The 26,682-nt window shown below is 24.0% G+C and carries 30 protein-coding genes and 3 pseudogenes; 31 read left to right on the top strand and 2 right to left on the bottom strand.

Translation table 4 applies throughout. The features are described from left to right. Window positions 1–88: 88 nt before the first annotated feature. From SKUN_RS04600 to SKUN_RS11775, 21 genes and pseudogenes are all read left to right on the top strand, one after another. The gene (locus tag SKUN_RS04600; protein ID WP_053391048.1) at window positions 89–310 is read left to right on the top strand and encodes a hypothetical protein; all 222 of its coding nucleotides are present in this window, start codon (window positions 89–91) and stop codon (window positions 308–310) included. Window positions 311–1,474: 1,164 nt separating this feature from the next. Continuing rightward, on the top strand, window positions 1,475–1,627 hold the full coding sequence (locus tag SKUN_RS10675) for a hypothetical protein (RefSeq protein WP_235510950.1): 153 nt from the start codon (window positions 1,475–1,477) through the stop codon (window positions 1,625–1,627). Between the two features lie 6 nt (window positions 1,628–1,633). Continuing rightward, entirely contained in the window at window positions 1,634–1,774 is a 141-nt protein-coding gene (locus tag SKUN_RS11630; RefSeq protein ID WP_327196287.1) for a GNAT family N-acetyltransferase, read from the top strand. 207 nt (window positions 1,775–1,981) lie between these two features. Continuing rightward, entirely contained in the window at window positions 1,982–2,488 is a 507-nt protein-coding gene (locus SKUN_RS04590) for a hypothetical protein (RefSeq protein ID WP_053391047.1), read from the top strand. Window positions 2,489–2,647: 159 nt separating this feature from the next. Then, window positions 2,648–2,797, top strand: a complete 150-nt coding sequence (locus SKUN_RS09310) for a hypothetical protein (RefSeq protein WP_158500779.1) — start codon at window positions 2,648–2,650, stop codon at window positions 2,795–2,797. Window positions 2,798–2,877: 80 nt separating this feature from the next. Continuing rightward, the gene (locus SKUN_RS08445; RefSeq protein WP_083436102.1) at window positions 2,878–3,054 is read left to right on the top strand and encodes a hypothetical protein; all 177 of its coding nucleotides are present in this window, start codon (window positions 2,878–2,880) and stop codon (window positions 3,052–3,054) included. After that, entirely contained in the window at window positions 3,023–3,181 is a 159-nt protein-coding gene (locus SKUN_RS10670; protein WP_235510949.1) for a hypothetical protein, read from the top strand. The genes SKUN_RS08445 and SKUN_RS10670 overlap by 32 nt, the downstream gene beginning before the upstream one ends. A gap of 113 nt (window positions 3,182–3,294) precedes the next feature. Beyond that, complete coding sequence (locus SKUN_RS04585; protein ID WP_053391046.1) at window positions 3,295–3,486, top strand: hypothetical protein; 192 nt, start codon at window positions 3,295–3,297, stop codon at window positions 3,484–3,486. After that, on the top strand, window positions 3,479–3,919 hold the full coding sequence (locus SKUN_RS04580; RefSeq protein WP_083436101.1) for a DUF3627 domain-containing protein: 441 nt from the start codon (window positions 3,479–3,481) through the stop codon (window positions 3,917–3,919). Before SKUN_RS04585 ends, SKUN_RS04580 begins: the two co-directional genes overlap by 8 nt. Continuing rightward, window positions 3,920–4,069 carry a hypothetical protein gene (locus SKUN_RS09305; protein WP_158500778.1) on the top strand — a complete coding sequence of 50 codons (150 nt, stop codon included), beginning with the start codon at window positions 3,920–3,922 and terminating at the stop codon, window positions 4,067–4,069. It abuts the gene before it with no gap. A gap of 2 nt (window positions 4,070–4,071) precedes the next feature. Then, window positions 4,072–4,275 carry a DUF2649 family protein gene (locus SKUN_RS04575; RefSeq protein WP_053391044.1) on the top strand — a complete coding sequence of 68 codons (204 nt, stop codon included), beginning with the start codon at window positions 4,072–4,074 and terminating at the stop codon, window positions 4,273–4,275. Next, window positions 4,275–4,916, top strand: a pseudogene (locus SKUN_RS04570) (hypothetical protein); the annotation flags it as partial. The gene SKUN_RS04575 and the pseudogene SKUN_RS04570, both read left to right, overlap by 1 nt. A 294-nt stretch (window positions 4,917–5,210) precedes the next feature. Beyond that, window positions 5,211–5,444, top strand: coding sequence for a hypothetical protein (locus tag SKUN_RS10665; protein WP_015988087.1), 234 nt, complete (start codon window positions 5,211–5,213; stop codon window positions 5,442–5,444). Next, a complete protein-coding gene (locus tag SKUN_RS10660) occupies window positions 5,444–5,602 on the top strand; it encodes a hypothetical protein (protein WP_235510947.1) in 159 nt (52 codons plus the stop codon). Before SKUN_RS10665 ends, SKUN_RS10660 begins: the two co-directional genes overlap by 1 nt. A gap of 426 nt (window positions 5,603–6,028) precedes the next feature. Beyond that, window positions 6,029–6,361 carry a hypothetical protein gene (locus tag SKUN_RS04560; protein ID WP_053391043.1) on the top strand — a complete coding sequence of 111 codons (333 nt, stop codon included), beginning with the start codon at window positions 6,029–6,031 and terminating at the stop codon, window positions 6,359–6,361. Further along, window positions 6,354–6,794 carry a DUF3627 domain-containing protein gene (locus SKUN_RS04555; RefSeq protein WP_083436100.1) on the top strand — a complete coding sequence of 147 codons (441 nt, stop codon included), beginning with the start codon at window positions 6,354–6,356 and terminating at the stop codon, window positions 6,792–6,794. Before SKUN_RS04560 ends, SKUN_RS04555 begins: the two co-directional genes overlap by 8 nt. A gap of 152 nt (window positions 6,795–6,946) precedes the next feature. After that, window positions 6,947–7,150: a DUF2649 family protein gene (locus SKUN_RS04550; RefSeq protein WP_053391041.1), complete on the top strand. Its 204-nt coding sequence runs from the start codon at window positions 6,947–6,949 to the stop codon at window positions 7,148–7,150. After that, window positions 7,150–8,163 (top strand): hypothetical protein, encoded by a 1,014-nt coding sequence (locus SKUN_RS04545; RefSeq protein WP_053391040.1) that lies wholly within the window; start codon window positions 7,150–7,152, stop codon window positions 8,161–8,163. The genes SKUN_RS04550 and SKUN_RS04545 overlap by 1 nt, the downstream gene beginning before the upstream one ends. Continuing rightward, window positions 8,156–8,533 carry a hypothetical protein gene (locus SKUN_RS04540; protein WP_053391039.1) on the top strand — a complete coding sequence of 126 codons (378 nt, stop codon included), beginning with the start codon at window positions 8,156–8,158 and terminating at the stop codon, window positions 8,531–8,533. Before SKUN_RS04545 ends, SKUN_RS04540 begins: the two co-directional genes overlap by 8 nt. Beyond that, window positions 8,533–8,769 carry a hypothetical protein gene (locus SKUN_RS04535; RefSeq protein ID WP_053391038.1) on the top strand — a complete coding sequence of 79 codons (237 nt, stop codon included), beginning with the start codon at window positions 8,533–8,535 and terminating at the stop codon, window positions 8,767–8,769. Before SKUN_RS04540 ends, SKUN_RS04535 begins: the two co-directional genes overlap by 1 nt. Before the next feature lie 11 nt (window positions 8,770–8,780). Continuing rightward, window positions 8,781–10,641, top strand: a pseudogene (locus SKUN_RS11775) (spiroplasma phage ORF1-like family protein). Between the two features lie 14 nt (window positions 10,642–10,655). Here the strand turns inward: SKUN_RS11775 and SKUN_RS09850 are convergent. Continuing rightward, entirely contained in the window at window positions 10,656–11,060 is a 405-nt protein-coding gene (locus tag SKUN_RS09850) for a lipoprotein (protein WP_053391037.1), read from the bottom strand. Window positions 11,061–11,177: 117 nt separating this feature from the next. Here SKUN_RS09850 and SKUN_RS04520 point away from each other — a divergent pair, with 117 nt between their 5' ends. From SKUN_RS04520 to SKUN_RS04475, 9 genes and pseudogenes are all read left to right on the top strand, one after another. Beyond that, the gene (locus SKUN_RS04520) at window positions 11,178–12,266 is read left to right on the top strand and encodes an IS481 family transposase (RefSeq protein WP_053391036.1); all 1,089 of its coding nucleotides are present in this window, start codon (window positions 11,178–11,180) and stop codon (window positions 12,264–12,266) included. Window positions 12,267–12,417: 151 nt separating this feature from the next. Then, window positions 12,418–12,885 (top strand): annotated as a pseudogene (locus tag SKUN_RS08425) (transposase); the annotation flags it as partial. A 215-nt stretch (window positions 12,886–13,100) separates the two neighbouring features. Then, on the top strand, window positions 13,101–15,923 hold the full coding sequence (locus SKUN_RS04505; protein WP_053391033.1) for a cation-translocating P-type ATPase: 2,823 nt from the start codon (window positions 13,101–13,103) through the stop codon (window positions 15,921–15,923). Window positions 15,924–16,654: 731 nt separating this feature from the next. Beyond that, the gene (locus SKUN_RS11340) at window positions 16,655–16,789 is read left to right on the top strand and encodes a hypothetical protein (RefSeq protein ID WP_268794800.1); all 135 of its coding nucleotides are present in this window, start codon (window positions 16,655–16,657) and stop codon (window positions 16,787–16,789) included. Beyond that, entirely contained in the window at window positions 16,740–17,120 is a 381-nt protein-coding gene (locus SKUN_RS04500; protein WP_053391032.1) for a hypothetical protein, read from the top strand. The genes SKUN_RS11340 and SKUN_RS04500 overlap by 50 nt, the downstream gene beginning before the upstream one ends. An 866-nt stretch (window positions 17,121–17,986) precedes the next feature. Next, the gene (locus tag SKUN_RS04490; protein WP_053391030.1) at window positions 17,987–18,175 is read left to right on the top strand and encodes a hypothetical protein; all 189 of its coding nucleotides are present in this window, start codon (window positions 17,987–17,989) and stop codon (window positions 18,173–18,175) included. Between the two features lie 845 nt (window positions 18,176–19,020). Continuing rightward, window positions 19,021–20,034 carry a hypothetical protein gene (locus tag SKUN_RS04485; protein WP_053391029.1) on the top strand — a complete coding sequence of 338 codons (1,014 nt, stop codon included), beginning with the start codon at window positions 19,021–19,023 and terminating at the stop codon, window positions 20,032–20,034. A gap of 281 nt (window positions 20,035–20,315) precedes the next feature. Then, window positions 20,316–20,636, top strand: a complete 321-nt coding sequence (locus SKUN_RS04480; protein WP_053391028.1) for a hypothetical protein — start codon at window positions 20,316–20,318, stop codon at window positions 20,634–20,636. 975 nt (window positions 20,637–21,611) lie between these two features. After that, window positions 21,612–22,211 (top strand): hypothetical protein, encoded by a 600-nt coding sequence (locus tag SKUN_RS04475; RefSeq protein WP_053391027.1) that lies wholly within the window; start codon window positions 21,612–21,614, stop codon window positions 22,209–22,211. Between the two features lie 71 nt (window positions 22,212–22,282). Here the strand turns inward: SKUN_RS04475 and SKUN_RS04470 are convergent, their stop codons facing one another. Next, on the bottom strand, window positions 22,283–22,807 hold the full coding sequence (locus SKUN_RS04470) for a hypothetical protein (protein ID WP_053391026.1): 525 nt from the start codon (window positions 22,805–22,807) through the stop codon (window positions 22,283–22,285). 207 nt (window positions 22,808–23,014) lie between these two features. Between SKUN_RS04470 and SKUN_RS04465 the strand changes: the two genes are divergently transcribed. Further along, window positions 23,015–26,677: an AAA domain-containing protein gene (locus tag SKUN_RS04465; protein ID WP_053391025.1), complete on the top strand. Its 3,663-nt coding sequence runs from the start codon at window positions 23,015–23,017 to the stop codon at window positions 26,675–26,677. The last annotated feature ends 5 nt before the right edge of the window (window positions 26,678–26,682 follow it).

The following is a 26,682-nucleotide window of genomic DNA, read 5'->3' as shown; positions in this document are numbered from 1 at the left end:
ATTTTTAATATGACATTAATAATATTTAATTTGATATTTGATAAGTTTATTTATCTTATCATAAATTTAAAAGCAAGGAGATTTAAAAATGCAAGATTTTACTAAAATTAATAACAAAAAACGAATTACTAGTTATGAACATTTAAATAAAAAATATGATTTAAATTTTAGTGACTTTAATTTTGGTTTTTACTGAGAAATATTTAAAGGCTTTGTTGGTGATAGTTATGCCCGTTATTTTACTTCACCAAGTTTTTTTTTAAGTTTTCTTCTGCGGGTCGTGGTACTAATAAAACATGAAATCATATAGCAGAAAAGTTATTTTATGCTTGTAATTTTAGCGATGCTTCATCCAACATTTTACGAAGATATGCTAATACACATGAGGACACTACTTTTAGAGATACAATTAATGTATGTAATTACTTATATGATAAATATGGTATTGATTTAGGACCAAACAATGAAAATGGTATTATTTGACCTAAAAATGTTAAAGAAGGTGGAGAAATTGTTTTTCCTAGTGGTGTTCGTATTGCTTTTGCTGGTTATGCTAATGGTAATAAAATTATGGGTAAAGTTGGTAAGGGTTAATGTTCAGTGTTCATATTTAATATCATTTGCCATTACTGGATAAGCTCGTATCATTAATTCTTGTAATTTATTAATAATTTTTTTATTTAATTTTTTCATTAAATATCTTCCTTTCTGTAAAAAACATAGTATTCTTTTATTGGTTAATATTTTGATATTTAGTAGATAATTTATTTTAGTATTTAATTACTTCGCCGCCCGCTCCACTTCGGGGTGAGCGGGGGCGGATAGGATATTTTGATAGAGTTTACCCCCCGCGGAAATAAACAAAAAAACAGTTTACCTAGTTATTAATTACGCTTTATCCATCCCTACACAACTTTATATAAAGAAAATAACCTTTTGGAGCTCCTCCCTCTTGTTTTTTAGTGTCCGATATTGTTTTTTTCGGTTTAACAGCACTCTTTTTATGAAACAAGCAAAAACACACGCTCTGACATTTCGCGGGCGACTAACCCCGCTGAGAATTAAAAAAATAAATATGGGTAAATCCAATCGCTTTCACACTTTCTTTAAGGCTCCAAGCCATAGATGGGTTATCCATCTTTAAGCATTCAAAAATATTAAGTTTTAGTATTGAATTATTCATCAGATAGTACCTTTATTAAAAAATGATATTATTAGCTGTTAAACCGAAAAAATATAATAATTCATAGAAAGGAAATTATAAAAATTAACTAGTTTATGGAGAAAAAATAGGTTAATTTTTAATTTTAAAGATACTATCTGATGAATAATGCAATTAAAAAAATCGCTCTAATAAGCGATTACTTTAATTTGTATTTAATTACTTTATTTATATTTTTTATAAAACCTGAACTCTGTGTTTTTTGATTATTTTAAAATAGCAAAGGAAAAATGTGAAAGAAAGGAAGCACGAATGATTCCAAAAGCTACAATTATTGATCAAAACCAAATTAATCAGTTAAGACAAAAAATCATTAAGAAAATTAGTCTTGATGATTATAATCTTTTAAAACAAGAAGCTATTTTACAGTATTTTCAGAATAATAATTTTTATAAAAAATTATAAACCAAAATAGTATATGTAATTAGTTTTGAAAATAAAATTTTAGGTTATGGTGCTTATCATCCCCAACAAAATCAAATCACTGATTTATATGTTGACCCTGAATATCAAGGGTGATATTTTGGCAAAAAATTGTTGAAACAGTTATAATTAGAAGCACAAACAAACGGTTTTTTAGACATTACTGTGGATGCTTTTTTACCAGCTGTTGCTTTTTTCAAAAGCATCATTATATTGCAATGAAGAAAAATGTTCATATTTATTCACAACAAGAAGTTTTAACTTATTTTATGAAAAAATATTTTTAATTCAATAGAAAAAAATGTATAATATATCCAATAAAAGGAATCATTGGTAATGTTGAACAAATTAAATTTAGATCCAAAAGCGTTAAAAAAATTTAAATTTTTAAATTCACTAAAATTGAATTTTCTTTCAATTGAGCGAATTTTAAAAGCAAAAACAGAATTAACTTTTGCTCAAAAAGAAACAATTTTAAATTTAATGCGCCAACAATATAATATTAAGATTAAAACAAATTATAATGCACGTCCAATAGGTCAAACCCAACAACTAAAACAAGGACTTAGTTTAAAAAAAAATAAAAAAGATACAAAAAAACATTCTCAGCAAAGGACATTAAAAAATAAAAAACAACAAGAAATAACAAATATTTATCAAAAGTGACCTTCTTTTAGCCAAGGTAATTTATTAGAATTAACGAAGCAAAGGATTAATTTATTACGTAATGCTTCAAACAATTACAATCGAATGGGGCAAGGTGTTGTAAAATGACGAAATGCTTATTATTCAATGTTTGGCGTTAACCAAAAGAATCTTGTTAAACGCCATAAAAATTTATAATTTAAGTAAAATTAAAATCAGAAATATTATTTCTGATTTTAATTTTTTATTTACATCTTAAATAAAAATAAATAATTTTATTTACAAAAAAAATCATGATTAAGAAGTAAAAATAACTTTTTTAAAATAAAATTTTTAAGATGGCATGGTGTAATCGAAGTGCAACAAATCAATTCTGAAAGGAGTTGATTTTTTATTGAAAAGAAGCATTATTTTATTTTGCGGTCTTTAGTAATTAAGTATGGAAAAGATATTGTTATTAATACTGTAAATAAAATAGTAATTAATAATGAAAAAGAAAATGAATAAATTACTTATTCAATATAGTTTATTTTGAGCGTAGCGAACACACGAAGCGTGCTGCGATATTTTTAGATAGGAGATGTAATATGCCAACTTGATTAACGACAATATTTAGTATTATTATTTTATTGGCGATTTTTGCTTGAATTGGTTTATCAATTTATCAAAAAATTAAACAAATTCAAGGAAAAAAAAAAAAAAAGAAATTGAAAGAAAGGAGGATAAAAAATAATGTTAGGTATGTATTCAACAACAGCAGTTAATTTTTTAGGAAATACACCTAAAACTATGACTGAGGGTATGACTGGTATTTGAACTGGTTTAACTAGTGCATTATGAAAAGTTAAAGAAGGTATAACAAATATTTTACCTGAGATAATGGTTTTTTAGGCGATGCGTGAATTATTTTAATTTTGTTTGCAATTTTTTTGATTATTAAAGTATTAAACTTTTTCCGTGTTATTTACAATAAATAAACATTATATAAACATTATTTTTTAATATTGAGTTGAAATGATAAAGATTTTCCACACTTTGTAATTACAATTATTATTTCTGTATTTGCTTTTATATCATTTATTTTTATTATTATTATGCATATAAAATATATTTTTGAAATTAAGGTGGATTTTGATGTTGAAAAAGAAAAATTAATTCAATATTGACAAATTGAAGGAGTTGATAAAATTGAGTAATTATATTAAGAAAAATCAGAATATAGAAAATTATTTTATTAGTAAGGAATTTATCCCTTTTACAACAGATAAAGCAAGTTTTATTAATTTACCCAATCATAATCGCCATATTGGTTTTTGGTTGAGTAATAAGTTTATTTATTCGAGTGAAAAACATTTAGAGCAAGTAGCAATCGGCTTGATTTATGATAATTCTTATCCTATTATAAAGTATGATGAAAATTTAAAGCGAAATATTTGAAAATATTTAACTGGGACAGAATTAATCAATTTATATAATCAATATAAACAAAATTATTTTACTAAAATGAAAGAAGCATTATTTTCAAGTGAACCTAAAAAAGTAAAAGCAAATAATAACAATAATAATTTAATAAATTGAACTGTTGAAAAAGAGCAACAATTAATTAAAGATTTGGAAGATTTAAATTAAATGAGTTTGTATGATTATTTAGTTCAATTTGTTAGTTATATTATTGGTGCAAATGCCCCTGATTTTTTATATGTTATATCGTTTGTGTTATTTATTGTTTTGTTTTTTGGAATTTTTTTTAAACTTATTCAAAAAATGTGGAGTTTTTAAATATGCAAAATGATTGAATTAAATTAAAAGAGTTTTTTATTCATATATTTTTGTTTATAGATAAAACAAATGTTGAAAGTATTACAATGTGTAATTTAACACAAAATAAATATTTAACTTTAATGGTTGGTATTTGAATTGTTATTTTGTTCTTAACTTGGTTTTTCTTGTGAATAGTTTTTAAAATAGTTGGGTATTTTAAATAATGAAAAAGTTTATATTTTTCTTTAAAAACTATTGTTATATTAGTGGTTCAATGTTTTTGTTTAGTTTAATTGATTTATTATTTTGGATAATTTCTTTATATTGTGTTGGTTTGGTATTTTGATTGTTGTTTGTTTTGCAGTGTATTTATTTTGTGTGATGATTGTGAAAAAATATTTTTTATCAGTTAAACGCTTTTTGGTTAGTTCAATTTATTTGAGATAATCCGTTGTCGGTAATTATTGGTAAATTAGGAACTGGTAAAACATTACTTTTAACTTATTTATCGCAAGTTATAAAATTATTGACAGATGAAATTTATAGTAATTATCCGTTAGAAGATGATAAAGTTAAAATTTTAACATTTAAGAATTTAGATTTTACCGACCGAACAAAATTAGTCCCACCTGATGATAGTGTTATTTTATTTGATGAAAGTTATTTGTATATTGATGGAACTAGTCCTCACGATGAGAAAAAAGTTCATAGTGGTAAAATACCGTGAATTGTTTTAGCGAGACATTTTGGTAATCGTGCGTTGTTTACTGCTCAGCGTGAGGGTATGATTTGAAACAATATTTGTCAATTAGCAAGTGGAATTATTATTCCAATTTCATTGAAAAAACCTGTTGCTAAAAAAGGAAAATTTATGTTATCGTGTTAAAAAATTTAAAACAAAAGGAAAAAAAGTGTAGAAACCACACACATTTTGTATTTTTGGTTTTTACAGTTTTGGAAAGTAAATTTTTTTTAATATTTTTAATTAAGGAGTTGAAATTATGCAAACAAAGCAATATTTTATTTTGCGGTCGCTAGTGAAAAAGTATGGTAAAGATAATGTTATTAATACTGTTAATAAGATTGCAAAAGATATTGAAATTAAAAAGTAAAGAATAAATTATTCCGCGTAATTTATTAGCGGATAATTTATTCAATAATGTTTTTTAATGGAGCGAAGCGACAACGAGCGGAGCGAGTTTGCAAATTTCAATTTTTTAATTTTTTAGAAGGGAGTTATATTGTGCCAACTTGATTAACAATAATATTTAGTATTATTATTTTATTGGGGATTTTTGCTTGAATTGGTTTATCAATTTTTCAAAAAATTAAACAAATTCGAGGAAAGAAAAAAGATAAAAAAATAATTGAAAGAAAGGAGGATAAAAAATAATGTTAGGTATGTATTTAACAACAGCAGTTAATTTTTTAGCAAATACACCTAAAACTATGACCGAGGGTATGACTGGTATTTGAACTGGTTTAACTAGTGCATTATGAAAAGTTAAAGAAGGTATAACAAATATTTTACCTGAGATAATGGTTTTTTAGGCGATGCGTGAATTATTTTAATTCCGTTTGCAATTTTTTTGATTATTAAAGTATTAAGCTTTTTCCGTTTTATGGTTAAAGGATTTTAGTATTTATTATTTATCATATATTTTAACTGTGGCACACTGGTTTTATATGTGATTTGATGTAAAAAATGAATTTATTAAATAGAAAAATGAACTTATTATATTTACTATTAAAGTTCTTAATAGTTATTTTAAGTGTGCCAATTTTTATTATTTTATATATTTAACAATGTTTATTAACAGTGTTTATTAACAGTGTTTATTAAACATTAAATAAACAATATATTAACATTTTTTATAACATTGTTAATAATCAGTGTTTATTACAATAAATAAACATTATATAAACATTATTTATAACATTGTTTATTAAACAAATATTTAGTTAGGAGATTATATTATGGATATGAAATTTAAAACAACTAAGGAATATAAAAAAATAAAGAGAGATTTTATTAAAAATATTTTTTGATTAAATTTGATTTGTTTTTTTGGACATATTATTAATTTATTTATTTTAAGTTTTTTTATTTATATTTCAATATTAAGTTATGATAAAGATTTTCCACACTTTGTACTTGCAATTATTATGTCTGTATTTGCTTTTATATCATTTATTTTTATGATTATTATGCATATAAAATATATTTTTGAAATTAAGGTGGATTTTGATGTTGAAAAAGAAAAATTAATTCAATATTGACAAATTGAAGGAGTTGATAAAATTGAGTAATTATATTAAGAAAAATCAGAATATAGAAAATTATTTTATTAGTAAGGAATTTATCCCTTTTACAACAGATAAAGCAAGTTTTATTAATTTACCCAATCATAATCGCCATATTGGTTTTTGGTTGAGTAATAAGTTTATTTATCCGAGTGAAAAACATTCAGAGCAAGTAGCAATCGGTTTGATTTATGATAATTCTTATCCTATTATAAAGTATGATGAAAATTTAAAGCGAAATATTTGAAAATATTTAACTGGAACAGAATTAATCAATTTATATAATCAATATAAACAAAATTATTTTACTAAAATGAAAGAAGCGTTATTTTCAAGTGAACCTAAAAAAGTAAAAGTAAATAATAACAATAATAATTTAATAAATTGAACTGTTGAAAAAGAGCAACAATTAATTAAAGATTTGGAAGATTTAAATTAAATGAGTTTATATGATTATTGAGTTCAATTTGTTAGTTATATTATTGGTTCTAATGCTCCTGATTTTTTATATGTTATATCGTTTGTGTTATTTATTGTTTTGTTTTTTGGAATTTTTTTTAAACTTATTCAAAAAATGTGGATTTTTTAAATATGCAAAATGATTGACAAAAATTAAAAGAGTTTTTTATTCATATATTTTTGTTTATAGATAAAAAAAATGTTGAAACTATTACAATGTGAAATTTAACACAAAATGAATATTTAACTTTAATGGTTGGTATTTGAATTGTTATTTTGTTCTTAACTTGGTTTTTCTTGTGAATAGTTTTTAAAATAGTTGGGTATTTTAAATAATGAAAAGGTTTGTATTTTTCTTTAAAAATTATTGTTATATTAGTGGTTCAATGATTTTATTTAGTTTAATTGATTTATTATTTTGGATAATTTCTTGGTATTGTGTTGGTTTGGTATTTTGATTGTTGTTTGCTTTGCAGTGTGTTTATTTTGTGTGATGATTGTGAAAAAATATTTTTTATCAGTTAAATTCTTTTCGGTTAGTTCAATTTATTTGAGATAATCCGTTGTCGGTAATTATTGGTAAATTAGGAACTGGTAAAAAATTACTTTTAACTTATTTATCGCAAACTATGAAATTATTGACAGATGAAATTTATAGTAATTATCCGTTAGAAGATGATAAAGTAAAAGTTTTAACATTTAAGAATTTAGATTTTACTGACCGAACAAAACCAGTCCCACCCGATGATATTGTTATTTTATTTGATGAAAGTTATTTGTATATTGATGGAACTAGTCCTCACGATGAGAAAAAAGTTCATAGTGGTAAAATACCGTGAATTGTTTTAGCGAGACAGTTTGGTAATCGTGCGTTGTTTAATGCTCAGCGTGAGGGTATGATTTTAAATAATATTCGCCAGTTAGCAAGTGGCATTATTATTCCAATTTCATTGAAAAAACCTGTTGCTAAAAAGGGATTTAATTTTTTTAATCGTTTCTTTATTATGCGAATTGGAATTTTTCAAGATATAACAGATTATGAAATTTGAAAAACAAAATCAGTAGAACGAACAGCAGAAGGTAAACGAGTAAAACATAAGTCGGATGTTGGATTAGGAATTCGGTTTTTTAAAATAATTATTCCGCTTGAATTTGCCAATAAGTATGATAGTCAATGATTAAAATTTGTGCGTGATTTAAAAAATGATGAAATTATTAATAAAAAAGAATATTATTGGTCGGAAATTACAAAATTAAGTGTTAAAGAACGATTGGAGTTATTTGATATTGATATTTTGAAAAAGAATTTAAAACCTAAAAAAGAGAAAGGAAATAGGAAAGATGATTAATTTATTAGTTGAAAATAATAATAGTAATTGAGACAAGATTTTTAGTTTTGTTTTTGATATATTTTTGTTTATTTTTGATGTAATTTGAAATACAAAGTTACCTATGACAAATACGTCGATTGCTTATTTTTTAATCTTTTTTATGGTTATTAAGTTATCAATTTACGCAATTCACGGCACATCAACACAGTATAATAATTTAGGTTCAACAGTTAATAATGGTGTTTCGCAAGTATATTCGTCAACTGTACGAAAAGGTATTAATGTTGGTAAAAATGTTTATCAGAATAGTAATAAGCAACAAGTTAAACGAGAAATTAAACGTCAAAATATTAGACAACAAGCAAAAATTAAAAGAGGTGTTAAATAATGATTAAATTAGTTTTATTGGTGGTGGCAATCGCTATATTTGGAACTGGTTTTATTACTGTTATTATTAATCAATTTACATCAGCAAAAAATATTATTATGGATTTATATAATTCTGATACTTGGTTGATTTGATTATTTGGTAGAATGGCAGTTTTGTTTAGTCATCCGTTAATGTTAACAATATCGAGTTTATATATTGTTGGGTTTATTGTTTCAAAAACATTGTATAGTTAGGAGTTAAGTTTATGAAAAAATCGTTATCTTTATTTGCCATATTTATTTTAAGTTTTTTAGGTTTGGTTATTCCATTTATTACTTTAACGGCGTTTAGACCGTTAAATGAGAAGTATTATACGCTTAAACAAGAGAATAGTACTGGTAAAGGTATTAATGAAACTGATTTTATTAATACAATGTTTTTACGCAGCAGTTTTTTTGAAAATTGGTCTGAAACAAATTATTTTATTAATCCAACTTTAAAAACATCAAAAAAATTATTGTTTAATGATAAATGGTATTTGGATTTTTTACAAGATAGTTATTCAACGGGATTTGTTTATGATAAACCAAGCTCATCTTTTTTTAGTTTTTATCAAATGTGAGATAGTTGAAAAAATACATATATGGTTGAAAAATTTTATGATGTTAAAAAGGAAAATTTTTTAAATGATTTAACTGATTTTATTTATGCTTTTGCCGTAAAATATAATATGTATGATGTATCTAAAAAAATTGTCGACAATGTTGACCGCTATAAAGAAAATCATTATCCAAGAGTTAAGTTAAAACAAGATAATTGAAAATTAATTACTAATTATTATTGACTTAAAAATAATTTTGAAAATAAATATTATTTTGTTATTTGAAAACAATCATATAGTAATGAATGAGAACTAAAAAAATTTAAACATGATAGTAAATATGATATGCGAATAGAAAATTATATTGAAGGTAATCGTTTCAAAGGTCTTTATCGTTGAGATGGTGATGGTGAACCCTTTAGAGTTGAATAATGTTAATAGTGATGATTTAAGTTTTAATTTTAGTTTTATACGAACGGGAACGGGTGAAGTTTTTAATTTTAATGGTTCAATTTATTCATCCATAAATAATAAAGATTTAAGATATTTTCAACAGTTTAACGGTCGTTTTGATTTATCTAAGTTTTTACAGTCATTTTTCGCAAGTGCTTTGGTGCCGGTGTTTCAAAATCGTAGTTCATTTATTGAAAATGGATATATTGATAATTTACAGTATAATACTGTTTTAGTTAACTTTTTTGCTTTGAAATTACAAAATTTTAATAATATTTTATTGAGTGAGAATATTAATGATAAATTACAATTTGATAAATTATTAAATAGTATGTTTAAGATTTCACAGAAATTTTATACTAATTATTTACGAACGATTTTTGATTTAGAAAATAATACTTATGTTCAAGGTTATAATAAAAAATATGGTTTATTAGTAAATAATGGTTTTAAAATTTATCCACAATATTTTTATTTTTCGGATAAATATAAGCAATTAGATATTAAATTATATTCAGCATTTAAAAATCGGTTTTATACCATTAATAATTATGGTAGTGTTTTTAATTATGATTTTTCGGTTGTTAATAATTATGATATTAAGTTAAATTCTGGTTATGTTTTTGGTGGTGATTTACAATCAAAATATGGTTTACAATACAAGAAAATTGAAGAACAAAAAATCGGTTACAATGTTTTTGAATTGCAAGCTCAAAAAGAGAATGATATGTACCAATATTATGATTTTAATTTTGGGATTTATAATTGACAAGAGATAAATAGTGGTGGTTTATTTCCTGATAAGCAATGATGACAAGTACAATATGTAACGCCTGAGGGTTGATGAGATTTTGGTGCTCATATTAAAAATGCCGTAATTTGAATTGTTAATACTATTCCTGGTGTTAAACAAGTTAACGAGTTAGCGAGTGGTGTTGGCAAGGTTTTTGAGACAGTATATAGTTTTTTTAGTCAAATATTCGAAGTATGAAAATTTAATCCAGCATTGTATAGTACAATAACAAATATCTTTTTATTAATTATCTTTATGAAATTTGTACGATTAATATAAAAAAGGAACTGTTATTAAGTTCCTTTTTGTTTTTTTCAATCAGTAATTTTACCGGTGTTTTTGTTGATTGTTGGTGTTTCAGGTTCACCATTACCATCTCAACGATAAAGACCTTTGAAACGATTACCTTCAATATAATTTTCTATTCGCATATCATATTTACTATCATGTTTAAATTTTTTTAGTTCTCATTCATTACTATATGATTGTTTTCAAATAACAAAATAATATTTATTATCAAAATTATTTTTAAGTCAATAATAATTAGTAATTAATTTTCAATTACTATTTTCTGGTGATGGTTTTTGTTTATTACTTGCCCCGTTTTCATTATTATTTTCTTTATTACAACTGATTAATGTTGTTGTGCTTGTTGCTGTTAATACGATTGTTCCTAAAATACTTATTCATTTTTTCATATATATTGTTCCTTTTTATTGTTTTATATATAATTGATTTTATTATATATCAATTATATATTAATTATTTTGTATTAAATATTAATTTTATATATTTTTGATGGTAGGTGTAAATTAATGAAATATATTATTAATAATTTTAATTTGTTTGATTTACAAGCAAAATTAAAAAATTTTTTAAGTAAAAATTATAAAAATAAATATTATAAAAAAATAAAACAAAAAATATTTTCATATATTAATTTGTGTAATGATTATTATATTAATAATGATAAATTTTTGTTGAAAGATTTAATTAAAAAATATTTTAAAAATAAGTTTTCAACTTTTTATTATTGAGCGAATAGAATTTTAATTGCATATAAAAATAATGATTTTAATAAATTGTTATTAAAGTCAACAATTCCTAATAATATTAATTATCAATATAGTAAAGATGTTCGTCAAAATATTTGTAATTTATATTTTGAATATTGTAATAAGTGTGCTGGTGGTGTTTTATCTTTGTTTTATAATTTAAAAAAAGGGATTCATGGAGAAGAATTAAAAAATAAAGCACCAAAAAATTTAAAAACATTTTTTCGTTGACTTAAAAAAGATGAAAGATGATTAAAAATAAAAAATAAAATTAAAGAAATTAAAAAACAACATCCAAGATATGAAGTTAAAGAAATAGGTTTATTACAGATGGACGCTAAATATTTTGTACCAAGTAAATTTCCAGTTAATAAAAAGTATTATGTTTATGATTTTATTGATGAAAAAACAAGATTAGCATTAGGGTATGTTTATAATAAATTAAGTATTGATAATGCTATTGATTCTGTTAAAAAAGCAATTAGTGATTTTAAAAATATATTTGGTGTTAAAATAACACGGATTAGAACTGATAACGGTTCTGAATTTATTAATAATTATCGGAATAATCAAAAAAATAATGTTAAAGAAACTAATTTTACTCAATTTTTAAAAGATAAAAATATTTTTCATCAGACAACACCCGTTCGTTCTCCACAGTCAAACGGCAAGATTGAAAGATTTTATCAAAATTATAATAAATTATTTGTATTTGAAGAAAAAATATTAAATGTCGTTAGTTTACAGAATAAATTAAATGATTATTATTATTTTTATAATTTTGAAAGAGTTCATAAGTCTTTAAATTTTCAGACACCATTTAACTTTTTGAATAGTTTAATTAAATAATTTTAAATTATTAAGTTTTTGTATTTAAACTAATTTTTAGTTTGTTTAATTTTATATTTTTTATTTATTTATTTTATGATATTTTTATATTATAAATAAATATTTTTATTATTTTTGTTATTTTCTTGTAATCTTTAAAATGTATGTGGTATACTACACAAAAGGAAAAAAAGATAATCGTGGTCAATTAACTAATTTTAAGTCAATTTGAAACATTGAAAATAAACTTTTTAATGTTGGATGATTTGAAATGGATACTGTTGTTGGTAAAAACCATCAATCTTCTCTTTTAGTTTTGGTAGAACAATTAAGTAAAAAATATTTTGTATTAAAATTATAAAATCATACTGATAGAGTAAAAGAATTTTATAAATGAAGAGAAATGGAAATCTTTGCTGAAACACAAGTGTATTTTTGTGATGCTGGTAAACCACAACAAAAACCCTTAATTGAATATATGAATAGTGAATTAAGAAAATGATTTTCTAAGGGAACTGATTTTAATAAAGTTAGTCAGAAACGATTAGATTGGGTAGTTAATGATGTAATTAATGAAAAAATCCTACCGTGTTTAAATTGAATAAGTGCAAAAGAAGTATTTTTACAGAATATTAAATAAATTTATTAATAAAAAAAACTTAATAAATTATTTTTAGTGTGTAAATATATTTAAAATATAAAGAAAAATTAAAAATATTTTTAATTTTTTTAAATTTATGGTTGATTTTTTTAATTTTTATTATATTATTTAATTAATAAAGATTTGTTGCGCTTCATTTTACACGTCTCAGGTATAATAATTAACAACACAGTAAAATAGAAAGGTCATTAGTGATGGAAGAATACATATCCCAGAATAATAGCAACTTAGAAACTAATTTAAAAACTAATTTTGAAACGGGTTTAACTTCAGAAGAAGTAATTGTTCGGAAAAAACAATATGGAAAAAATGAATTACCAAAAAGTAAAGTAACCCCATGATATGTTATTTTTGGCAAAGCCTTAATTGAACCAATCCAATTAATTTTAATTGCAGCAGCTGTAATTTCAGTAATTGCACCAATGATTGGAAATAATTGACAAATTCAGGGCGAATATTTTATTGATTTTTCAGTAATTGCAGCAATTGTTATCCTTGATGCAATTTTAGAAACAATCCAAACAGTAAAAGCGCAGAAATCAATGGCCGCTTTAAAATCTTTTTCAAAACCAAAAGCGGTCGTAATTCGAAATGATTCTCAGCAAGAAATTCCAGCCAATGAATTAACAGTTGGCGATATTGTTATTTTAGAAGCAGGAAAATATGTTCCAGCGGAACTACGCATTATTGAACAATCTGATGTATTTATTGATGAAGCAATTTTAACGGGGGAAAGTGTTCCTGTTCATAAAATAGCTTACCCAATTGAGCAAACAACAATTTTAGCAGAAATGAAAAATATTGCTTTCATGTCAACTTTTACTACAGCTGGGCGAGCAGTTGGTGTAGTTATTAAGGTTGGTCAACAAACAGAAATTGGAAAAATTGCAACAACAATTAATAAAACAGAAGAAACTGCTACAAATTTAGAAAAAAAACTAACAAAGTTTTCGTATTGAATTGCAGGCTTAAGTTTTATTATTGCTATTGTTATTTTTTTAGCATTATATTTTAATGGTAATAAAATTGGATGAATTAATTATTTAATGGTAGCAATTACTTTAACAATTGGGGTGATTCCAGAATCATTAGCAGCAGTTGTTTCGATTACTTTATCATTTTCAACCAAACGAATGGCAAAACAAAATGTGATTGTCAAAAAACTTGCTAGTATGGAAACATTAGGAAGTGTCAATGTTATTTGTACTGATAAAACAGGAACTTTAACACAAAATAAAATGACAGTTAAAAAAGTAATGATGAATAATGCTGTAATTAATGCTGACGAATACGTTAATAGTAGTCTGGATCAGCACCAAGATTTATTTTTAAAAGCATTAGTTTTATGTAATGATAGTGTTACTGAAGATAAAGAACGGATTGGTGACCCAACAGAATTAGCATTAGTTGATTATGCTGAATTATTTGCTTATGATGAGCAAGATTCACGTGATAAATGAGAACGAATTGATGAAGTTCCTTTTGATTCTGAACGGAAATTAATGTCAACTTTAAATGTGATTGAAGGGGTTAGTACAACTTTTACAAAAGGTGCATTGGATAGTTTATTAGAACGTTGTGATCGCATTATGATTCATAATGAAATTTTAACATTAACAAAAAAAGATAAAAAATTGTTGTTAAAGTTAGCAGATGATTTATCAGGACAAGCATTACGGGTATTAGCTTTTGCTTATAATACTAATTTTGATGATGAACAAGACCCTGAGGCATTAGAAAAAAAATTAATTTTTTTAGGAGCTGTTGGTATGATTGACCCTGTTCGTCAATCTGCTATTGAAGCAGTAAAAAAAGCACATGCTGCTGGAATTAAAGTTGTTATGATTACTGGTGATCATGCAACAACTGCTCTAGCAATTGCCAAAGAATTAGACTTAGCTTATTCAGAATATGAAGTAATTTCTTCAGAGCAGTTAAATGCAATGACAGATAAGCAATTAATTCGAATTGTTGATAATATTAAAGTATTTGCACGAGTTAATCCTGAACATAAAGTTCGGATTGTTAATATTTTACAGCAGAAAGATTATCTTGTGTCAATGACAGGAGATGGGGTTAATGATGCTCCAAGTTTAGTAAAAGCTGATATTGGGGTAGCAATGGGGATTACTGGAACAGATGTTGCAAAACAAGCAGCTGATGTTATTTTAACGGATGATAATTTTGAAACAATTATTAAAGGGGTTAATGAAGGCCGTAATGTTTATCAAAAAATTCGCCGAGCAATTACCTTTGTGATTGGAGTTAATTTAGCAAATGTTTTATCAATTTTTATTTTATCCTTAATTAACCATGTTTCACCAGTTGAAGCAACTGATATTTTATGAATGAATTTAGTTATTGAATCAATTTTAGCAATTTGTATTGGAATGGCTGATAATGATGATACATTAATGACAATTAAACCTGTGCAAGGGAAGAATCCCTTATTTCAAAATATTTGAATACCAATGATTCGCATTACAATTTTAACAACAAGTGTTTGTGTTGGCGCTTATTATTTTGGAATGAGTTTTGTTCCAACTCAAGCATACGAAGATTATGGTTATCATACAGCTTTTGATTTTTTACGAAGTAGTGATCCTAATATTACAATTGAAATGAAATTGCAAATTTCTGATTTTGGTCGAACAGGAATTTTTATTGTTTTAACTTGTGCGCCAAGTATGTTTGTTAATACTGTTACTTTAACAAATTGAAAAATAAAGCAACATTTTACTCCAATTATTAATCGACCATTAATTTATGCCGCAATAGGAGTAGTTTTATTAAATATTGTTATTTTGTTTATTCCTTGAATTAATAATAAAGTACTAAACTTAAATGATTTAGAAGTTTATAATTTAAATAATTGATATTTTATTCCTTCTTGTTTAGCAATAGCAATGATTCCTGTCACAATTATTGTGATAACTGACGCTTGTAATTTTTGATGACATCATGGGTTAAAACAACACTTACGAAAACTTGGTAAAATTAAAACAAATAATTTTTAGAAAATGTGGTAGTAAGAAAAAAGTTGAGGTTTTATAAAAAATATAAATAAAGTAATTAAATACAAATTAAAGTAATCGCTTATTAGAGCGATTTTTTTAATTGCATTATTCATCAGATAGTATCTTTAAAATTAAAAATTAACCTATTTTTTCTCCATAAACTAGTTAATTTTTATAATTTCCTTTCACAGCTAATAATATCATTTTTTAATAAAGGTACTATCTGATGAATAATGCAACACTAAAATTTAATATTTTTTAATTCTTAAAGATGGATAACCCATCTATGGCTTGGGGCCTTAAAGAAAGTGTGAAAGCGATTGGATTTAATCCTATTTATTTTTTTTAATTCCCAGCGGGGTTAGTTGCCCGTGAAATGTCAGAGCGTGTGTTTTTGCTTGTTTCATAAAAAGAGTGCTGTTAAATCAAAAAAAAAAAAAAAAAACAATATTGGACACTAAAAAGCAAGAGGGCTGGAACTCCAAAAGGTTATTTTCTTTGTATAAAGTTGTCTAGGGATGGATGAAGCGTAATTAATAACTAGGTAAACTGTTTTTTTTGTTTATTTCCGCGGGGGGGGTAAACTCTATCAAAATATCCTATCCGCCCCCGCTCACCCCGAAGTGGAGCGGGCGGCGAAGTAATTAAATACTAAAATAAATTATCTACTAAATATCAAAATATTAACCAATAAAAGAATACTATGTTTTTTACAGAAAGGAAAATATTTGATGAAAAAATTAAATAAAAAAATTATTAATAAATTACAAGAATTAATGATACGAGCTTATCCAGTAACGGCAAATGATATTAAAGATGAACACTGAACATTATGCCCGTTATTTTACTTCACCAAGTTTTTTTAAGTTTTCTTCTGCGGGTCGTGGTACTAATAAAACATGAAATCATATAGCAGAAAAATTATTTTATGCTTGTAATTTTAATGATGCTTCATCTAATATTTTACGAAGATATGCTAATACACATGAGGACACTACTTTTGGAGATACAATTAATGTATGTAATTACTTATATGATAAATATAGTATTGATTTAGGACCAAACAATGAAAATGGTATTATTTGACCTAAAAATGTTAAAAAAGGTGGAGAAATTGTTTTTCCTAGTGGTGTTCGTATTGCTTTTGCCGGTTATACCAATGGTAATAAAATTATGGGTAAAGTTGGTAAGGGATAACTATTACCAACAAAGTCTTTAAATACTTCTCAGTCAAAACCAAAATTATAGTCACTAAAATTTAAATCATATTTTTTATTTAAATGTTCATAACTAGTAATTCGTTTTTTGTTATTAATTTTAGTAAAATATTGTATTTTTAAATATCCTTACTTTTAAATTTATGATAAGATAAATAAACTTATCAAATATCAAATTAAATATTATTAATGTCATATTAAAAATGTTTTTTAAAGATAGGAAATAATAAGAAGATGGAGTTAAAACATAATTTGTTAGAAAATTATAAAGAAAATAAAATATTAGAAACAATAAAATAAATTAATAACTTCTTAATTTAAAGAGATAATGAGATATTTAAATTATATCAACAAAGGAAAATATTACAATGATATAGGGTGGTATAAAAATTACCAAAAACAATTCAAACAGAATTTAGTAATGTTCGTTCAAAAAGACGAAGATATGTTAAATATGATGAAGAAAATAAAAAATATATAAATCGTTTTCCTTTAGATGAGTAATTAGGTTTAAAAAAATATAAAAGAGTTGAAAAGAATTTAATAGATAAATATCTCTCTTTTTTAGGTTATGGAAAAAGATATAAAGATATTTTGTATACAACATCTAATATTTTTAAGAATGCTAATTTATAAAAAATTGACTATATTATCAATAAAAATAACAATAAAATTAAAATTCCAAATAATGTTTTGTATATTCAAATTGACGGAGCTTTTGTTCCTATTCGAGAAAATAAAAAAAAGTTGAAAAAAATATTTTTTTCAACTATGCATATTGGAATTGATGAATAAAAATCAACTAAAACAAGAAAAGTAATTAAAAATAAAAAGGGTGTTTTTCAAATGATGGATAAAAGTTCTAAAAATGAAAAATCTAGTTTTAATAATTTTATTGACAAAATTTTTAAACTAATTAATACTTATGATATTAATGAAAATACTAAAATATTAGTATTAAGTGATGGTGAAAAACAAATTAAAAAAATTTACAACGCAATAAAAATAAAATATAAAAATAACACCATATCATAAAGATTTAAGGATTTATTTTAATATCGAAATAAAAACAAAATTAATAGACTAAAATATAAATTAGCAAAAATATATTTTTTTACTGGAAATTATGTAGTATTATTAGAATTTTCCCTATGTTATTGACAACAAAAAGAAATTTTTATTAGAAACTATTGAATTAATTAAAAATAATAAAGATGGCATTGAAAATCAAGCATTAGAATATAATATTGGTTGTCATATTGAGGGTGATGTTTCACATTATATTAAGACTGTTAAAGGACGAGGGGCAAAAATATATTGTAAAGAAATATTTAATAATATGTTAATTTCTTCAATGTTAAGACTTAATATCAAAATTAATGAAATTAAAATTAATAAAACTGATAAAAATAAAGAAAAAATTAAATTTAATATTTTTAATTTAAATCAAAGACAAAACCAATTTTTATCTTTATAAAAAAATTTTTAAAATTAGTAATAACTTTAAAAAGTACTTTTTAGTATAGGGAAATTCATAATTAAAAATTATATTTTTTAAAAAAGGTTGAATTTTTTATAAACTTTGTTATCATTTAGTTATAAGCGAAACTTAATTTGTTTCTAATTACTTAATTTTATTAAAAACCTCAAAATAATATATACTACAGGAAATATTATATTTAGCAATTAAGTTGTTAAAGGCACGAGGGTGCTTTTTTGTTATTATTATTCAATATAATAATAGGTATCTTAGATTTCAAAATATGAAGTTAATGAACAAGATTTACTAATGTTTGTTAAATTAATAATGGATTTTTGAAATTATTATAATTTAATACTTATAAAATTTGATATAATAAACAGGACTATAAGGAGAAAATATGGCTATTGAAAAAACAAAAGATAAAAACTTAAATCAAAAAGAAAATCAATTATTAAATAAAAAAATAAATTCTTACACATTAGAAAAGTTAATTCGTCATAGTAATACAGGTAAGGTTGAACCAGCAAATAAAATGATTACCGAATATTATGCTCGTCGTGATAAAGAAATGAAAGCAGCAAAAGTTTGTCGTGAACAAGCTAAACGTGGTGGAATTTATAACTTTAGTCTGGAAAAATATGATAATATTTTTAAAACAGTTAATACAACAAATAAAGAATTAACAAAACAATATAATTTACATACTGCTAATATTAAAAGTGAAAAAGTGTTACCAATTGATCGTTTTTCACCGCAATATTTAGCAAAGCAAAATAAGATAGGTATTAAAAAAGAAAACGATAATCGTCCGGTAATTGATTTGTTTGATGAAAATAATAATGAAAAACAACCAGCAATTATTGTTTATGATCCAGTAAAAGGGATATATGTGATGCAAGAACTAAAATTAGAGCGAAAAGAAACATCAATTTCTGAAACAAGTCTTGCTGGAAAACTAAAACAGCAAACTATTTCTCGTAAGAGTGGAAATATTAGTAAAAAGAAAGCAATTGAAGAAAATATTTCTAATGATATAACAAAAGATCATATGATAATCGCTAATCGTAGACGCGGTTCTTCTGATGCAAATATTATTGATCCAAGTAAAAAACCAAATGTTTTAAGTCAAATACAAGAACAAACGGATGAAACTGAAATTTTTAAGCAGAAATTAGAAGTTAATAAGCCTTTAAGTAAAAATTCACAAAAAGAAAAATCCGAACGAAAGTTTAGTAAAAAACAATTTTTACATGACTTAGAAGCAAATCAAATAAAAGAAAATATTAATTTACCAAATTATTATCAAACAAATTATTCAACTAAAAAAGGTTTTTCTTCTTTTTGCAGTAAAGTTTTAGATTTTTTTAAAATCACAAAATGAATTAATAAATCAAAACGATGAAATAAGTAGTATTTATATTTTACTACTTATTTTTTTTAATTAACATGAAAAAGTATTTAAAACTTAAATTATTAAAAAATAATCTTAAAAAATAAAATTAGAGTACCATTATTTTTTTAGAAAGTATTATAAGATAAAAATAGTATTAACTTATTATCTTAATTATTTAAGAAGTGAGGAAAATTAATGGTTATTTTTGAAAATATTTAAAAATTCTTAGCAAATTATTTGAGAAGCTTTTATTTCAATTTCATCGCTTATTGCAATGATTATTTTAGGAATGATATATTTTGGAGTTCAAAAAAAGTTATATTCGTGCGAAAATAATTTTTATTTTAAATGATGAAGGAGAAAATGTTGCTGAAGGAAATTTAATGGTTCAAAATCAAGTAACGGAAGAAACCATTTGAGGTCAATATAAATTCTTCTTAAACCATTATCATGATGATATGATTATTACTGTGGTAATTAAAACTAATAAAATTAAAGATGTTGGTCATCTTGCTACAAAAGACCAAAATTTTTTTCTGTTAATACTGCAGAGAAAAAAAGAACAATTAAAGCAACTTTTAAAAATATGAAAAAATATAATTATTTATAACAATGAATAAAAGTAAAGATGTATTAGTTTTAAAGTAAACTTTAAATATTTTTATATGTTATAATACAACCATAGGTATGTACCTTATTGCTTAAAAAAACTATGAAAAAACTCATATTAATCTTTTCAATTAGATGTTTAACTTAATTGTGAGGTGAAAATAAGATGACAAGATGATTAAGTTTTTTAACAATAGCTTTATTAAACAGTACTAGTGGGCTTTTTTAGGAACAAATTTAGCACAAGCTAATTTACCGTGAGAAAATAAATATGTCTATTATTTTAATGTGGAAAAATCTGATGTGACATTGACAATTAAAACTTATAATACAACTGAAAATTTTAAAATTATTACAATAAAAACAGGAAAACAAGATCCAACATAATTTAATAAGATTCGAACACCATACACAAAAACCACTTCAGCTAGTTGAGGCAATACAAGATATTATGATAAAAATTTTTACAACTTTTTAATGCATAATAGGTTAACCACCATTATAATTTTCAATATAAGCATGCGACAACGTTAAAGGATGTTAAAGAATATGCTAATTTCTATTTTTTTAATAAATATTAGAAAGTAAGCAGTATCACTGGGATTGAAATTAAGCAAAAAGTTGGTTTCACATATTATATAGGGAAAGATTGAACATGATATTTACAATTATTGTTATATCAATATGGTTGTAGTTTTGGAACTTGAATTGGTGGCACAATGTGGTTACCATTTGGAAATCAAATAATTTTATCTTATGATTAATTGTCAATCTTAAAAATGATATGAGAATTAAATCTTATATAATTTTATTTTTATTAAATTATTATTTGCTTATTTAAAAATAATCCTTGCTAAATTTAATTAAATATGTTAATTTTAATATAGTACATGGTTTTAAAAATATTAATAATATTTTTAAAATAAATTACTTTAATTGTTTATAAAACATAACCAATTAAAAACTAAAAAAAGGAAGTAAATAAAATGGGAATTACTTCAAAAGCAAAAAATACATTAAAATCATCTTATAAATCAGTTAAAAAGTCATTTAATTCATTTTTGAAAAAACTTGGTTTTAGTAGTAAAGAAGCAGCACAAGTTTCATCAGAATTTGCTACTGCAATGAGTGAAACAATTGGAAATCATCTTAAAGATAACCAATATCGGGAAGTTTTAAAAGAAATTATCACAAAAGATAATGAACCAATTTATGAAAATTTGCAACCATTAAAACCACATCGTCCAGCGCCACCAATCCCAGGGAGTACAGAAAGTTATGGTGTGGAACGACGAACAAAAGTTGATGGAATGCGATATAAAATTCAAAAACCAAAAGAAGCGCCACCATCGCCACCAAGTCTTTTTCAACAAGAAATTATGAAAATGAAAAATAATTTACGAAAAGTAGATTCAAAAGAACCACAAGTAAAAGGCATTAATGGGCAAGGAAAACCACCAATTGCTCTAAAACCAAATTTAACAGATTTAAATAAAGCGCAATTAAAATCAATTAATGAGCAATTAAATAATTTGGATCAACAACAAACAAATCAACACGAACAAGAATCTGAATTAGATAAATAAAGTTCAATAACAAATAGATTGTTTAAAAACAATGACAATAAAATGATATTAGCATTAATTCTAATATCATTTTATTTTGCTTCATTAATATGTTGTGAAAAACTTCAAATTTGTTCATTTTCACTGTTATTTTTAATTGCTTCAGTATTTTTTATTGTAATTTTTTCAGCAATTTCTAATGGAACTGAAGCAGTAATAAAAGTTCTAATAATATGTTCTGAAGCATAATCATTAATTAGTTCATTTACTGATAATGGTTTTGCTAACGGTAACGGAATTACTATTTGACTACTAGTTATTGCATCTTTTTCATTTTTGAATGATAAATATCTTTCTTTCGGAATTGTTTCAATAATTTCCTTGTTATTTTTCATAATTTTTAAGTTTTGATCATTATCATATTCATAATTTCATCAAGGTAATATTTTCGCGTTAGCAAAAAAGGCATATTCATTTGAATTTTGTTTCTTTTGAACTAAATAACAATTATCTTTAATGGTATAATTTTTTTGTAATGTTTGAATTTTAACAATATTAGTTCCCGTAATACTGCCGTAATTTTCTAATGTATTTAATAATTGATTAATAGCGTTCATACTATTATCCTCATCAATGTAATGTTATCTACTAAATAAATTAGTCATACACTACTTCAATCATATACTATTTTTGAAAATTATTGTAGTTTTTAACTAAATTTATTTCATAAAATTTTATTTTTAAGACATTTGCCTTTCTACAATAATTTACAACTTTTAACAAATGTGCTAATATTAAGTAAAATTAATAGGAAGAGAAAGGCTATGAAAAAAAAAATTTTAACGATTTTAAGTGAGTATAAAAAACGATTATTAAATGATAAATCAGTGGGAGACATTTTTTTAACCAAAATTAACACAAAAAGTAAAAATATTATTAATTTCTTAGACTTATTATTTTTATCAAACCAAAACCCGGAAAAAGTTTGAAAAAATATTAATAAGAAAGAAAATCTTATTATTACTAAATTATCTGGAGAAACAATTAGGGAAATTTGTGGTTACGTTGGAGGAATTATTAATAAAAGTAAAAATGATGCAGAATTTGTTTCACACTTAAAGCAACATGCATTTAATAAGTACCCCATTTTGCATTATTCAAAAATTCTTGAATTTATTTTTACATTGTTTGTTAAGAAAGAAGGAAAAAAAATTAGTGAGGAAAGCTTATTAAAATTAGAAAAAATTATTAGTGAAGAAACAACAAAAATTTTTAATAAATTTACACGAATTTTACAAGATGCTAAATTATATTACTTTGAACGAAACATTAATCCATTATATATTGGTTGACCATATATTGAAGGACTAACACAATCACAAAAAGTTTTTCGTGCGCCATTATTATTGTGACCACTTAATGAACTTAGTCGTACAAAAAATAAAATTGTTTTAGCAACAAAACATGATGAAATTTTATTAAATTCAGCAATTCGCTTAAGTCAAATTAAAGATAGTAATTATAATGTTGCAGAATTTAGTTTTGATTCCCTAACTTTAACAGATGATATTTTTCAAAAAGCAATTACTGATTTAAAAACATTAGGATTTAAGATTAAAAATGAAGATAAAATAAATTATTTATACAATTTAAATTACTACAAACAAAATGAGCAATTATCTTCTAATATTGTTGATAACTTTGATAAATATTTAATTAATAATTATCAAGTTAATATTTTAGGATTAGTTTTTGATTGTTATCTTGGAATGTATAATATTTCATCAACAACATTATATCGTGATTATTGTGATTTAGAGAAAGTTTCTGATCATTCTGTTATTCAAATGTTTCAAAATGAATATAATATTGAGGAGGATTGAGCAGAAAACCAACTGCGATATCAAGAAGAATTAAATGAAAGAACAGTAATGGCAATTAACAATTATGATATTTCCCAAAAAGTGGCCATTAAGAAAGCATTAGAAAAAAATACAATTATTCAAGGACCACCTGGAACAGGAAAATCTCAAACAATTAGTAATTTAATTGTTAATAATTTATGTCGTGGGGAACGTGTTCTATTTTGTGCGGAAAAACAAGATGCAATTAAAGTTGTTTATAATAATATGAAAAAAATTCAAAATTATTGTTTAATTATTACTAACTTAGAAGAAAAAGAGAGTTTTTATCAAAAAATTTTAGATAGTATTAATAATATTAATCAATTATATCCAGAAGTAGAAAGTGCAATGTATCTAACTAAAATGGATCAGTTATTTGATAATATTAAGAAATATAAAATTTTTGCGTGCCAAAATACTTATCAAGATTATTTACAATTTTTAAATAATGTTAAGGACCATCCATTATCATTAGATTTTGAATTATTAAGTCAATTTTATTATTTTGAATTAGAATATGAAGATTATTATCGTCATTGTTATCGAATGTATCAAAATATAATTATAGTTCAAAAATTTTTAGCATTGTTTAATGATTTTCCGCATTTTGCAGAAATTTATCATCGTTTTCGAGCAAAAGAATTTAAAAAAATGTTAAAAAAAGCAGAAGGTTTAAAACCACATAAATTTTTAGTTTTAATATTTAATGTATTAAAAAATAATATTGTTAGTTATACGATTAATAGTGTTGATGAAAATAAATTTAATTTATTTAAAATTGAGGAAGCAGCTTTAATTGATGCATTAACAAGGGAATTTAAAAATATTGATTATTTTGTTAAACGCTTAGAATTGATTGACCAAAATGATCGTCTTCGTCGGGAAGACAAAAATTATGACTTATATGCTTACTTAGGAACTGTTGTTAAAACTGAAGCAGATATGCTATTAATTTATCAACATTATTTTGTTCATTTTTTTCAATCAGAACATGCTGAGTTATTAAAAGTTGGAACTTTAAATTGACGAGAAGAACTAACTAAATTAAGCAATCAATCAATGGTTAATACAACGGAATATTTAACTTATTTATACCATCAACAAATTCGGGATGTTATTAAAGCAAATTATACTGAAACATTGCCTAAAATTATTGAAGAATGTCGAAAGAAAACAAAACGGTCAATTACTTATTTTTTTAAAAATAATTATGAATTAATTAAAATTTTATTTCCTGTTATTATGGTAACTCCAGATATTGCCTCGCAATTATTACCATTAAATCATCAAGAATTTGACCAATTAATTTTTGATGAAGCATCACAAATTTTTGTTGAGCGCGCAATTCCAATTATTTATCGGGCAGAACGAATTTTAATTGCTGGGGATAAAAAACAATTAGGACCAACAAATTTCTTTTCATCCCGGTTTGATTATGATGGATTAGAACAAAACGAAGAATTATTAGCCCTTGAAACAACCTTAACTGATAAGAGTTTACTTGATTTTGCTAGTAAGCAATATAATTCTAGTATTTTACGATTCCATTACCGGTCAAAGTATAGTGAATTAATTAATTTTTCAAATGCTGCTTTCTATGATAATAATTTAATTATGATTTCAAATAAGACAAAAAAAGATTTTCCATTAAAATTAATTGATGTTCCCAATGGAGTATGAAAAAACCGCGGGAATATTCCTGAAGCAAAACGAATTGTTATGTTACTAAAAGAAATTATTACAATTCGAAAACAGCAAGAAACAATAGGAGTTGTTACTTTTAATGAAGTGCAAAAAAACTTAATTTGACAATATTTAACTGATGAATTTGAAAAAACACCAGCATTAGAACAAGAATTACATCGAATGCATAATGGCCGTAATGAAGGATTATTTGTTAAAAATCTTGAAAATATTCAAGGTGATGAACGTGATATTATTATTTTTTCAATTGGTTTTGCCCGAGATGAAAATAATAAATTTGCACAATTTTTTGGTCCTTTATCGCAAGCAGGTGGTGAGAATCGCTTAAATGTGGCAATTACGCGGGCTAAAGAAAAAATTTATATTGTTAAGTCATTTCCATCAGCATTAATTTCAGAAGATTCAAAACATCCTGGTCCGCGGTACTTTAAATATTATTTGGAATATGTTGAACAATTAAACCGTGGTAAAGATCAAGAAAACAAAGTATTAGCAAAGTTAACAACAGCAAAAAGCTATGACCAAGAACAGCAAATTTCTAAAATTAACCGACAATTTACAACAGAAGTTGCAACTGCTTTAACAGCAGCCTTAAGTGGTTATGAACGTTATCAAATTGCAACATATACAGTGCAAGGAACTTATCAAATTGATGTTACAGTATATGATCAGAAAAAGGACCATTATGTATTAGGCATTATTTGTGATGATTTAACATATCCAATTGGGGTTGAACAAAAAGAATATGATTTTTATCGTCAAAAGTATTTGGTTGACCGCGGATGAAAAATTGAAGCAATTTTACATAGTAATTGGTTATTTAAAAATTACCAAGCAGATATTATTAATAGGATTGTCCAAAAAATTATTGGTAAATAGGAGGC

It is taken from the genome of Spiroplasma kunkelii CR2-3x (genome assembly GCF_001274875.1).
GTDB classification, from domain to species: Bacteria; Bacillota_I; Bacilli_A; order Mycoplasmatales; family Mycoplasmataceae; genus Spiroplasma; species Spiroplasma kunkelii.
This window is presented reverse-complemented; position numbering and strand designations above follow the sequence as displayed.